The organism is Cognatundibacterium aquatile, assembly GCF_014699135.1.
GTDB lineage: Bacteria > Pseudomonadota > Gammaproteobacteria > Burkholderiales > Burkholderiaceae_D > Undibacterium > Undibacterium aquatile.
Map to the genome: position 1 here is coordinate 313496 of NZ_JACOFT010000003.1, position 12496 is coordinate 325991.

The 12496-nt window shown below is 52.1% G+C and carries 11 protein-coding genes; 6 read left to right on the forward strand and 5 right to left on the reverse strand.

Features of this window, described 5'->3' with window-relative positions; genetic code table 11:
• Positions 1 to 275 precede the first annotated feature (275 nt).
• Genes H8K26_RS09965 through H8K26_RS09975 form a run of 3 tightly spaced genes read right to left on the reverse strand, consistent with a single transcriptional unit; the run spans position 276 to position 2509 of the window.
• Entirely contained in the window at positions 276 to 770 is a 495-nt protein-coding gene (locus tag H8K26_RS09965) for a M15 family metallopeptidase (RefSeq protein ID WP_190479218.1), read from the reverse strand.
• The gene (locus H8K26_RS09970; RefSeq protein ID WP_190479219.1) at positions 771 to 1559 is read right to left on the reverse strand and encodes an N-acetylmuramoyl-L-alanine amidase; all 789 of its coding nucleotides are present in this window, start codon (positions 1557 to 1559) and stop codon (positions 771 to 773) included.
• On the reverse strand, positions 1556 to 2509 hold the full coding sequence (locus H8K26_RS09975) for an N-acetylglucosamine kinase (RefSeq protein ID WP_190479220.1): 954 nt from the start codon (positions 2507 to 2509) through the stop codon (positions 1556 to 1558). The genes H8K26_RS09970 and H8K26_RS09975 overlap by 4 nt, the downstream gene beginning before the upstream one ends.
• A gap of 302 nt (positions 2510 to 2811) precedes the next feature.
• On the opposite strand from H8K26_RS09975, the gene H8K26_RS09980 reads away from it, so the two are divergent.
• From H8K26_RS09980 to H8K26_RS10000, 5 genes are all read left to right on the forward strand, one after another.
• Complete coding sequence (locus H8K26_RS09980; RefSeq protein ID WP_190479221.1) at positions 2812 to 4107, forward strand: AmpG family muropeptide MFS transporter; 1296 nt, start codon at positions 2812 to 2814, stop codon at positions 4105 to 4107.
• Positions 4108 to 4275: 168 nt separating this feature from the next.
• Positions 4276 to 5262, forward strand: a complete 987-nt coding sequence (locus H8K26_RS09985) for a M14 family metallopeptidase (protein ID WP_190479222.1) — start codon at positions 4276 to 4278, stop codon at positions 5260 to 5262.
• Positions 5259 to 7067, forward strand: a complete 1809-nt coding sequence (locus tag H8K26_RS09990) for an ABC transporter substrate-binding protein (RefSeq protein ID WP_223826953.1) — start codon at positions 5259 to 5261, stop codon at positions 7065 to 7067. Before H8K26_RS09985 ends, H8K26_RS09990 begins: the two co-directional genes overlap by 4 nt.
• A gap of 118 nt (positions 7068 to 7185) precedes the next feature.
• Positions 7186 to 7827, forward strand: coding sequence for a M15 family metallopeptidase (locus H8K26_RS09995; RefSeq protein WP_223826954.1), 642 nt, complete (start codon positions 7186 to 7188; stop codon positions 7825 to 7827).
• A gap of 2 nt (positions 7828 to 7829) precedes the next feature.
• Positions 7830 to 9284 (forward strand): serine hydrolase domain-containing protein, encoded by a 1455-nt coding sequence (locus tag H8K26_RS10000; RefSeq protein ID WP_223826955.1) that lies wholly within the window; start codon positions 7830 to 7832, stop codon positions 9282 to 9284.
• A gap of 191 nt (positions 9285 to 9475) precedes the next feature.
• Here the strand turns inward: H8K26_RS10000 and H8K26_RS10005 are convergent, their stop codons facing one another.
• Both H8K26_RS10005 and murQ read right to left on the reverse strand, forming a co-directional pair.
• Complete coding sequence (locus tag H8K26_RS10005; RefSeq protein WP_190479223.1) at positions 9476 to 10384, reverse strand: LysR family transcriptional regulator; 909 nt, start codon at positions 10382 to 10384, stop codon at positions 9476 to 9478.
• Between the two features lie 58 nt (positions 10385 to 10442).
• Positions 10443 to 11330: an N-acetylmuramic acid 6-phosphate etherase gene (murQ, locus tag H8K26_RS10010; protein ID WP_190479224.1), complete on the reverse strand. Its 888-nt coding sequence runs from the start codon at positions 11328 to 11330 to the stop codon at positions 10443 to 10445.
• A gap of 221 nt (positions 11331 to 11551) precedes the next feature.
• Here murQ and H8K26_RS10015 point away from each other — a divergent pair, with 221 nt between their 5' ends.
• Positions 11552 to 12130, forward strand: a complete 579-nt coding sequence (locus H8K26_RS10015; protein ID WP_190479225.1) for a L,D-transpeptidase — start codon at positions 11552 to 11554, stop codon at positions 12128 to 12130.
• The last annotated feature ends 366 nt before the right edge of the window (positions 12131 to 12496 follow it).

A 12496-nucleotide genomic window follows, 5' to 3' on the forward strand; every position in this document is an offset into this window, starting at 1 on the left:
CAGGCCAGTAACTGGTGAATCAGATTGCTCAGCATGACCAGCGCGATCGCGGCGATGACGATACCATCCATATTTGCAGTGAGTTTCATACCATTTCCTTTCCATATCGTGTGGGAGTAATGCCACTGTAATTGGCACGATAAGGGAAGGCGAATTGTTTGCGATAAAGCGTCATTTGGCGGGAACAGAGTGTTTTTATCCGCGACGAACACCCCTGTTTTCAGACCGAAACCGATATTGCGATATTGTGATTTCAGCCTCAGGTCTGACGTGGTTCAGTGTTGAAAACACCAGTGCCATGGTTCGTATTGATATCCACTGTGATTTCCTGGCGGGTAAGACATGTCAAAACCAAATTCGTGGGCATGTTGTTGCAGCCACCGGAATGCTGTTGTGGTGTCAAATGAAATTTCCAGTTCAGGATCTTCCGGCGTGGCGATGTCGATAGCCCGGCCAGTGTGATGTTCGCTATATCCCGGCGGGGCACACACTTGCAAGATGTCATGAATTTCCTGCCCTGCCGCAAGTTTGGCCTGGATGATTTCAGCCTGACGGGCGACGCTGCGAAAGGCTGAAATCATCAGCAGGGCAATACCGTCACCAGCCGCGGTATTTTTCATCGCTTGCCAGGCCTGATTGGCGGCGGGTGTCAGCCAATACTCGCGCCCATCCTCTCCCACCTCAGCAAGCACCAGAGACGTCGCTTCAGATACCGCAACGAAGCCGCGCTGCTGCAATATCTCCGCGCTTATTCCCAGTGCATCCAGCATTTATCGTGTCTTCGTGTTTGCCGTCAGGACGTCCAGCATGGCCGCTGTCTGAGCATCGGGGACGCCATCAAATTTTTCCTGACGATATTTACTTTGAAATGCGATCAGTACATTTTTGGTTGCCTCATCCAACACGCCGGTTTGCGGTGTGTTGTAGCCATGTTGTGCCAGTTTTTTCTGATACCAGTTGACATCTGGTAATTGCTCTTCATAGAGCGGCATACGTTGGGCCACTTGTGTTGCGTCCGGCCAAGGAATCAGGCCTGCATCAGCTAATTGTTTCCACGGAAACAGCGGGCCCGGATCAGACTTACGTTGTGGGGCGATGTCGGAATGGCCAAGAATGTATTCTGGACGTATCTGATGGCGTGCAACGATGTCCTTCACCAGCGCAATGACACGGTCGATCTGTGCCTGTGGGAAAGGGAAGTAGGTGCGGCCTTCCGGCGCATCGCGGAAACCCAGATTAACAATTTCGATGCCGATAGAGCTGGCGTTCAGGCGGCTATAACCTTTCCAGTCGCTGAGTCCGGCGTGATACGACATTTTACTTTCATCAACGAGTTGCCAGACTTTGACCGGCATCTGATCGCCGACCAGATAGTGACTGCTGACACCTTGCTGGCTCAATACCTTGAGTGAAGTCGGCTCATCAATCGCGGTGTAATGCAGAATCAGAAATTGCACGCGGTCTTCCTGACTTTTCGCCGAGATGCTGGAATCGATGTGTGATGTAGCGCAGCCGGTGAGGAAGGCGGCGAGGAATCCGAGTAAGAGTAATTTTTTCATGTGAGTGATTTAAGTTGTCTGGCAGCGAGCCGGGCTGCCGAAAAATGTGCCTGGCAAATACTGGTACGTAAGCTGATGTCTGAAGGTAAATGGGTACGACAAGATGCTGCAATCAATGGATGGAGTTCAAGTACCCGCCCGCTGAGAACCACAGGCTTGTTGCCGAAGCGTTTGCACATTGCCATTCCCAGTCGCGCCAGTTCTTGTCCGGCTCTTTTTAAAATATCAGCTGCGACGTCATCCGTATTCGCGCAGGCTGCTACAGCCAACGCCAGTTTACCGATGTCACCGCGGCTGTGGTGATACATGAAATCTTTGGATTTGTCCCAATCATCGCCGCCGATGGTTTTGAATATTTCTTGCGCAAGCAGCGAATTGCGCGATGCTCCCGGGCATTCGTCTTCTGCACGCCAGATATGGCGTACTGCTTCGCGGGCGATCCAGAAGCCGCTGCCGCCATCGTCAAGCAAATAGCCGCGCCCACCAGCGCGATGAAATTGTCCGGCTTCGTCAATATAGGCGGCGATAGAACCGGTACCCGCATAAACCAGATAGCCTGTTCCCGGCTTGAAACTATCCAGATACGCAATTTCGATGTCAGTACCGAGGCGAATGCATGGTTCCGGCATTTGCAGAATACTGGTCAACATCTCCAGAATGACGACACGCATATCGTCACTGAAACCGGTAATGCCGACTCTGACTGTCTGTAAGTTGCCGTGGCTGCGTGCAGCAGCAGCGAGGTCGGAAAACACTTGTGCGAATTCCTGTTTTCCCTGCTGCGCCTTGAGTTGCAGAGCCGTCAATCCTGCCGCGGTGCCGCTGGCGATGATGTCTTCGTTGGCCGTTGCCAGCGCCCAGCGCGTCTGCGTTCCGCCCGTATCTATCCCCAAAGCCAGCGCTGATGCGTTGTCTTTTATACCGGGAAAAACGAAATCTGCTGGGTTCATATAGGGATGATCTGTTCTGTCATATTTTCGGATAAAACCCGCTGCCTTGCTGCCACTTTAATTCTTTACGAAACATCAGAGTTTTTTAACGACTATGCTCTATCAGTGTTTGCTTCGTTTATCATAGGTCGCTTTTGCGACACGCAGAAAATGAAAAGATAGCGTCAGCGTATAACTTTACTCTATGAGCAAAGCGTAAAAATTCAATCGTCTTCCGGTGTTTTTGTTGGGAAGATGTATTCGTAGAACTCATCTCTATTAATGAAATGAGTTCTGGCATTTCACCAGGAAAAACTCACACGATGACAAGAGACGTCACAACTGCCAACGATACTGAGCAAACACCGGCAACCGGTGTATGGCGCTGGATACCATCATTGTATTTCAGTCAGGGCATTCCCTATGTGGTTGTGATGACCTTGTCCGTCATTATGTACAAGAACATGGGTATTTCCAATGCCGATATTGCGCTGTACACCAGCTGGTTGTATCTGCCATTTGTGATTAAGCCTTTATGGTCGCCGTTTGTGGACATGTTTAAGACCAAACGTTTCTGGGTGATTACGCTGGAACTGGTGATCGGTGCGTTATTTGGGCTGGTCGCATTCACGATACCGATGAGCAGTTTTTTTCAGATGACCTTGCTGGTGTTCTGGCTGTTGGCATTCGGTGCCGCCACGCATGACATCAGCAGTGATGGCTTTTACATGCTGGCACTGGAGCAGCATCAGCAGGCCGCGTTTGTCGGTGTACGCAGCATGTTTTTCCGGATGTCGATGCTGACGGGGCAGGGCGCGTTGGTCTATCTTGCCGGAACGCTGAAAGATCTGACCGGAAATGTGGCATTTGGCTGGATGGTTGTGTTCGGCGTGCTGGCGGCGATGTTTGTGAGTCTGTCGCTGTATCACAAATGGGCTTTGCCCAGACCCGACAGCGATCACGCGCAAGGTGATCCGAATCAGGTCGTCGCGACGTTTTTTACGATTTTCGGCAAATTCATCAGGAAGAAAAATATTCTGCTGACGATTGCTTTTTTGTTGCTGTATCGCTTTGGCGAAGCGCAGTTAGTCAAAATGGCGCCACCATTTTTGCTGGATAGTCTGGATAAAGGCGGGCTGGGTTTATCGACGCAGGCGGTTGGCATCGTCTACGGTACCGGTGGCATGATTGCACTGACGCTGGGCGGCCTCGCCGGCGGCGCGCTGATTTCAATTTATGGTCTGAAGCGTTGCCTGTGGCCGATGGCGCTGGCGATCAATGTGCCGCACATCGTGTATGTGTATCTGGCATTCGTACAACCGCAAAATATTTACCTGGTCGGTGCCGCCGTGGCCATTGAGCAGATGGGATATGGCTTCGGCTTCACGGCTTACGTGCTGTACATGATTATGGTTGCCGATGGCGAACACAAGACTGCGCATTACGCGATCTGCACCGGTTTCATGGCGATGAGCATGATGCTGCCAGGTATGTTCAGCGGCTGGTTGCAGGCAACGCTGGGCTACGCGCATTTCTTTGTATGGATTTGCCTCGCCGCGATTCCGACCTTTATTGTGACAGCCTTGATTACGGTCGATCCCGAGTTTGGCAAGAAGTGATAAGTGAGGGACTGACGCAAAACCGCCCCGGCGGCGTTATGGCTCCTGGCCGTACTATTCGTACTGTCTTCGTCGCCATGCCTTGCCGGGACAATTTTGCGTCAGTCCTATAAGTAAGAAGTGATCAACAAGAGGTCGGTTACGTTTTAGTCTGGAATGAGTATAAGTATGAGTTCGCAACATTTGTTTTTTAACAGCCAACGCTATCAGTCAACGCTTGCCGGATCGCGCATCATCATTACCGGTGCGGTGCATGGCAACGAGATTTGCGGCACGCTGGCGATACGACGCGTGATTGCTGAAATCGACGCCGGCATCATTCAGATCGTATCCGGTTGTGTGACTTTCGTACCGGTGACGAATCCACTGGCTTATCAGCGCGGCGAAAGACAGGGCGACCGTAATCTGAACCGCCGCTTGTTGCCAACGGCAACGCCAGTGGAGTTTGAGGATCATGTTGCCAACTGGTTGTGCCCTTTACTGGCGGAGCACGATGTTTTACTCGACCTGCATTCTTTCCGCGGCGAAGGCGAGGCTTTTGTTCTGGTCGGACCGGAAAATAACGATGGCGATATCGAACCCTTCAGCCACGCAGAAGCCGAGCTGGCGATGGCACTGCGTCTGGGCGTACATCGCATGGTGGATGGCTGGCTGAGCACGTATGCGCGTGGCGTCGCCCGCCGTCAGCAAAGACTGGGGCCGAATGCAGATGCCAGAATGCTGGCGAATGCGAATACCCAGTTCGGTGTCGGTACTACAGAGTACATGCGTTCCGTCGGCGGTTATGCGGTCACGCTGGAATGCGGTCAGCATCTCGACCCGCAAGCACCGGAAGTCGCGTACCGGGCGATCATCAATACTCTGACGCATCTCGGCATCATTGCCGGAACAGCACCTGCTGCCGTCAAAGAAATTGAAAGCCTGCGCATCTATGATGTGATCGACAAGCTGCACGACGACGATCATTTCATTCGCGACTGGCGCAGTTTTGACGAAGTAAAAAAAGGCGATCTGATCGGCTTGCGCCACGATGGCAGCGAGGTCAGGGCAGAAATGGATGGCCGCATGATATTCCCCGATGCCGGTGCGCATTGTGGCGAAGAATGGTTTTATATCACTCGTTACAGCGACAGAATTCAAGAGGGAAACGCATGAAGCAAGCAATGCCATGGCTGCGTCGTTTGTGTGCCTTGCTGGCGCTGTCGCTATTTGCGTTGAGTGTTCAGGGTGTTCAGACAGGCACAGGCAAAACCTTGAATGTTTTGCTGACGACGCCAGAAAGCGCTCTCGATCCGGCGGTGGCTTCCGATATTGCGACGCTCAGCATTAATGAGAATATTTTTGAACCTATGCTGCGCTACGATTATCTGGCGCGTCCGGTCAAATTGAAGCCGAATACCCTGAAGGCGATGCCGGAAATCAGCGATGGCGGCAAGACATATACACTGCATTTGCAACCCGGCATCCATTTCACACCCGACCCAGCATTCAAAGGAAAAGTACGCGAATTAACCGCCGATGATTATGTGTACAGCGTACGGCGCTTGTACGATCCTGCGCTGAAATCGCCGTGGTTATTTATGTTTGAAGGCAAGTTGCTGGGCGACGAAAAACTGCGCAATGTACAAGCGGCACCCGGCTGGAAATTCGACAGCGCCTCCACCATTCCCGGCCTGCAGGCATTGGATCGTTACACCTTACGCATACGGCTGAATGCGCCGGATAACAATTTCTTGTTTATTCTGGCGACCACGGCCACGTCTGCCGTTGCCAGAGAAGTGATAGAGAGCTACGGCAATCAGGCTGGCAATCACCCTGTCGGCACCGGCCCGTTTATGCTGGGTGAATGGCAGCGCAGTTTTCGTCTGGTACTGAATGCGAATCCTGATTATCGCAAAGTGGTGTTTGATGGCGAGGCTGGGAAAGATGCCGTCTCACTGCAGATCGCGGCAGACTTGAAAGGCCGGACTATTCCCCTAGTATCGCGCGTTACGATTGCTATCGTCGAAGAGCAGCAGGCGCGCGTGCTCGGTTTCCTGAACCGTGAATTTGATACGCTGGAACAGGTGCCACCGCCATTGGCAGACATGGTCATGAAAGACGGCAAACTGAAGCCGGATCTGCAACAGCAAGGTGTGCAACTGTCCTTATTTTCTCCACTGCAGACCTATTATGTCTGGATGAATATGGAAGATCCTGTCATCGGTGGATATAGTCAGGAAAAAATTGCCCTACGCCGCGCAATTGCGATGAGTTATAACAGCCGCGAAGATATCAGCCTGATGGAAAAAGGTCTGGCGATTCCGGCACAGTCACCGTTGCCACCGAATGTACTTGGCTACGATGCCAGCTTCAAGAGCCCTGTGCCTTACGATCCTGCGCTGGCGAATGCTTTGCTTGATCGCTTTTCTTATCTGCGTGGTGCAGACGGTTATCGTCGCTTACCGGATGGACAGCCCTTGCATCTGGTGATGCACAGTCAGGCTAATACCACCGGGCGTCTGCGCGATGAAGTCTGGCGCAAGACGATGGATGCGATCGGCATACGCATCAGTTTTAAAACCGATAAACATTCAGAAATTTTGCGTGCATCACGTCTGGGGCAGGTGCAGATGACAGAAGCAAACTGGGTTGCTGATTTTCCCGATGGTGAGAATTTTTACCAGTTACTGTATGGCGCAAATATCGGGCGGGCGAATTATGCACGTTTTAATTTGCCTGCATTTAATCAGTTGTATGAAAAATCGTTGACGATGACAGACACACCTGAACGGCGCGCTTTGTATCGTCAAATGGCATTGCTGATGCATGCTTATAACCCGTGGATACCGCGGGTGCATCCCTTGTCTGCGGATATCCGCCAGCCCTGGGTGCTGCATTATCAGCGGCATCCGGTGGATTTCACAAATTGGCGCTATCTCGATATCGCTCCGGATGCAAAGCAAAACGCGAAGCGATAAAAATAAGTGGATGCGCCACTGTTCAACATCGCGCATCAAATAATGAGTTACGGTTATACGTGACAAGTAAAGTTTCATTGGAAGACAGCAAGAGCAAACTCTATTCTGACAAGCTGAAATGAGTTCTGGTTGTTTTCTGATTTATCTGGAGAAGTCGTACATGCGTTGTGAATTCATTGCTGATCACCCTGACTTCCGTCGCCTTGCGGCGATTGATTGCATTACTGTTGATCTGCGTTATGTCGGCACCGATAATTTCGTCGGACGTGACTTGTATGGCGATCTCGATTGCGCATGGTTGCACAGAGAAGCCGCAGCAGCGCTGGAGCAGGCGGCGTACTATCTCGCAGAGCAGCATCCGGGTTATCGCATCATTGTGCTGGACGCCTTGCGCCCGCACCGCGTACAGGAAATGCTGTGGGCGCATCTGGATGGCACACCTTTACAGATGTATGTAGCTGATCCTGCGCGCGGTTCTATTCATTCGTTTGGCATGGCGGTCGATGTGACAGTCATTGATCCGCAAGGCGTAGAAATTGATATGGGCAGCGGCTTCGACGAGATGGTGGAAAAATCACATCCGGCACTGGAAGAAAAAATGCTGGCTGCCGGACAAATTACCGCGCAGCAGCGCAGCAATCGCGAGATATTGCGGCAAGCCATGTTTCATGCGGGTTTCAGAGGGATTAACAGCGAATGGTGGCATTTCAATTTTGGTGATCCTGCTGTCGTTCGCCAGACCTATCTGCGGATAGACTGAATATGTTGATACAGCGCGTTTCCTTCGCAGCAGTAAGTATGTCGGCGGTGTTATTTTTTTCTGGTATTTTCGCTGGTATCGTGGAGGCAGCAAGCCCGCCTGCTGAAGTAAAAGCGGCAGATGTAAAAGCGGCAGAAGTAAAAATGGCAGAGACGGCGACAGTTCCGATCACACGCGCATCAATGAAAACGACCACCGATCAGCAATTGCAGGCCATCGTCAGCCAGCCGCAACGGCTATTGGCGAGCTTGTCTGTGATCGCGATACGCGCTGGTGAGATCGTCTATGAAAAGCAGTTCGGCGAGCGCTTTATCCCGACTACTGCCGCCGTTGGTTTGCCAGCGAATGCAGATACCTTATTCCGTATTGCGTCTGTCTCTAAAATGGTGACAGCGCTTGGCGTAATGCGTCTGGTTGAACAGGGCAAACTCGCGCTCGATACCGATATCAGCCGCTATCTCGGCTATACCCTCAGAAATCCTTTTTATCCTGATGCCGCGATCACATTGCGTATGCTGCTGAGTCATACCTCGTCGTTGCGCGATGATGGTGGCTATAATTTTCCGGCGAATACGTCCCTGCAAAGTGTTTTGCAAGCGGCGGAAAAAAACGCAGTATCAGCATTATTCTGGGCCAGACCGGATGCCAGTAACAAAAACTATGCTCCGGGAAAATACTTCAGTTACGTGAATCTGAACTGGGGTGTGATCGGTGCCGTGATGGAATCCGTATCAGGAAAACGTTTTGATGTGCTGATGCAGGAATTGATTTTGCAACCGCTGCAGATCAGCGGCAGTTTTCATCCGGAAAATCTGAGTCCGTCAGAACTGAATAATCTGGCCACCTTGTATCGCAAACAGAAAAACGATGTCTGGGATACAGCAGGTGCTTGGCAGCCACAGGTCGATGATTATCACCAGCAAGCGGTGCCAAAGCGTACTTATCTGGCGACGTATCAACCAGGCTGGAATGCCACCTTATTCAGCCCGCAGGGTGGCTTGCGCATCAGCGCGCGCGGCCTCAGTCGTCTGATGCAGATGCTGATGTGCGAGGGCGAGTTTGACGGTGTGCGTCTGTTGCAGCCAGCCAGCGTGCGGGCTTTGTTAACGCCTCAGTGGCGTTACGATGCTGCGCTGCAGAATGGCGACGATTATCAGGGCATGTTTCAGTCATGGGCGCTGGGGTTTCAGGTATTCACTGATATCAGCGCCGCACATCATGGCGATCGCCTGACGCCTCCTGTCACGCCCGGTGGACATGGATTTACCGGTGTCGGTCATCTGGGATTTGCGTATGGTCTGGAATCAGGTTTTGTGTTTGATCCGCAGACCCGCAACGGCATGATCTATCTGATTGGCGGCACTGGTGCCGATCCGGATAAAAATACCGGTGAGTATTCCAGCCTGAGTATATGGCAAGAGCAAATCATGACCGCGCTGGCCGCACAATTACGTTAAGGACTTACGCAGAACTGCCCCAGCGTTGTTGTTGTCGCCTAGCCGTGCTAAAGCACTGTCTTCGGCGACACGGTGTAGTCGGGGTTTCAGACAACATGTTGTCTGCCGACGCAACGAACCTCCTTTACAAAGGAGGTTACCTTCGGCTGTAAGCCTAGCTGGAACAATTCTGCGTAAGTCCTAATGCTGAACTATTCCTTGCTGGTTCTGGCAATAAATTCGGCAGCAGCTGTCTGTACACATTCGACAAATGCACGTGCTGAGCGTGACAATGGCGTCGATTTTTTTGTCAGCAAATATAAGTCCACCGGTACATTCGGTAACAAGGGGCGGCACTGCACTTTGTCGTGATTGGCTGTGGCTGCCGTAAATGGGTCGATCACCGCAGCACCCGCGCCGAATTCAACCAGCGTGCGCGCCAGCACATACGTCTGGACTTCGGTGTAAGAAGTAAAGCTGATGCCGAGTTCTTCGCACGCATCCATCACGCGGCTGACCAGATGATCATCCAGATCCAGTGCGATCAGATTTTTCGGCAAATCAGCGACGGACAAGGGCGTGTTGTCGAGCTTTTTTGTCCAACTGCCTATCGGCGCAATCGCCGTCATACTGCCGCGCACCAGCGGCTCGGATGCCAGATTCGGATGGCAGGGGTCATATAAAGATAAAGCGAAATCAACGTCGCCGAGCAACAAGGCGCTCACCATATCGCTGGTATGGTGGGTCGATAAAGTGCAGTGCACTTGCGGAAATTTCTTGCGCCAGGCGGCCAGTGCGGCTGGTACGACCGTGATCGATAAGGTGGGAGTTGAAGCCAGCCTGACGGCTTCATCCGGATGGTTTTTCAGATTATTTGCGAGGCGGCGTACCGATTGCAGGTCGCGGTTCAGTTTGTCGACTTCGGAAAACAGCTTGTGCGCTTCCGGTGTCGGATGCAATTTTCCTTTGATGCGCTCGAACAATTTCAGGCCAAGCTGCAATTCACAATGTTGCAAGACTTTAGTCGCGGCTGGCTGGGAAATGCTGAGTAATTGTGCGGCACCGCTGATCGTGCCGGCCTGCATAATCGCATGAAAAACTTCTATGTGACGCAATCGCATGAGTGTTACCTGTTACCGTTACTCGTTTGTACCCTGCGATTGTAACCGCAGAAGGCGCTTATTCGACAGCTTCCAGGGCTTTTCGTACATCGCCCTGATATAAGGTCAGCAGTTTTTCAGCCGTAACGACGCTGATGTTGTTTTGTAGCGCCACGATCGCGGTCTTCACGTGGAAGTCGCATTCTTCCAGCACTTTGCGGCAAGTCTGTTCATCCTTGTCGGTCGCATGCATGGTCAGGCTGACCGTACGCCGCAGCAGTTTGATATTGGTCGGTTTCACATCCACCATCAGGTTGCCGTAGACCTTGTGCAGTTTCACCATCAGTGCGCTGGAAAACGTATTCAGCGCAATTTTTTGCGAGGTGCCCGCTTTCAGGCGCGTGCTGCCGGAAATGATTTCACTGCCGGTGTTGAGTGTGATGCCGACGTCTGCGCATCGGGTCACCGGCGCATCGGGATTATTCGCGAAACCCACCGTTAATGCGCCACTGGCACGCGCCGCTTGCAACGCGCCCAGCACATACGGTGTGGCACCGGAGGCGGCGATCAGCAACACGACATCATGCTGATTCAGATGCAGCTCACGAATGTCGATCGCGCCTTGTTCGGTATCATCTTCGGCACCTTCGACGGCGACGAACATCGCCTGTTTGCCACCGGCAATCAGCGAAATTGCCCGTTCATTCGGCCACGAAAAGGTCGGTAATAATTCGACGCCATCAAGCACACCCAGCCGACCCGATGTGCCGGCACCAACATACACCAGACGCCCGCCCGCTTTGATCCGTGGCAGTGCCGCATCAATTGCTGCCGCAATTTGTGGCGCTGCTGCCCGCACCGCTTGCACTGCGATGAACTGATCATCGATCAATGCGGCGGCCAGCTCTGCCGTCGCATAGGTATCGAGCTCGGTATGTAAGACATTCGGTGTTTCGGTGTTCAACATGATCATTTCTCCGCGATGCTATTGAACTTACAGAGGAGTCGCGCCACTCACAAATGAAAGCTGATCGCGCAGTCATAACCGCAGGTAATGTGTCGCTGGTGAACAAGTATTTGCCATCATCGCTGGCTGTGCTTATTCTGCCATTGATGCTATCTGTTCCCTGCGCCACAATCTGGCCTCGTTGCAGCGAGCCCTGACACCACATCTGAAATCTCTGCCACATGAAAAATCGACTTTTCGCCCTCTTTTTTTTGCTGCTGACCTTATTCTTATCTGGCTGCCAGTCTGTGCTGACTCCCGCATTCGTACCCAAAGACACGCAACACCGCATCGTCGTTTCTGTGCCGGAACAGAAAATGCGCTTATTCGATAACGGCAAAGTGATCGCCACTTATACCATTTCAACCGCGAAGCGGGGCATTGGCGATTTACCCGATAGCTACATGACACCCGGCGGCAAAATGGAAATCGCTGAAAAATTCGGCGCCGGTATGCCGGTCGGCACCGCGTTCAAAGATCGCGTGCCGACTGGTGAAATCGTTGCGATAGACGCGCCGGGGCGCGACCCGGTGGTGACCCGCATACTATGGTTGCGCGGCACCGAAGAGCGCAATCAGCATGCGTATCAGCGCTACATCTACATCCACGGCACGCCGCAAGAAAGCCTGCTCGGCAACCCGGCCAGTTACGGTTGCATACGCATGCGCTCTGCCGATATCGTTGAATTGTTCGACAAGGTGGATATAGGCGCGGAAGTATTTGTCGCTGAAACCGAAGCGGACTTGCTGCCGCAAAAATAAGCACAGACGAAGAGCATTCATCTGGTAGGAAGTCGGGTGCTAAAGAGGCTGAAAAAGTCGATTTTCGTGCCTCTGAGGGCATAAATATACTGGGGGGAGTATTTTTTAAAGCCCTTTATTTATAAGGACATAAAGGCAAAATCGCCAGATACTCCCCGAAAAGTGCTTATTTGAGACCTGTTTTCACGGTTTTTTTCAAGGCGGATATTGGCTACGTTGGCCGATACGTACCATTGTTGACTGAGCTGTCGGTTTTGCACACGCAGGACATGAGGAATCACAAATTTCTGTTGCCAAAATTCCGCTTTCCTTTCTATAATTCGATAATTGTCGAAATATAGAAATAAGCCTGAACCGGAGTCTGCC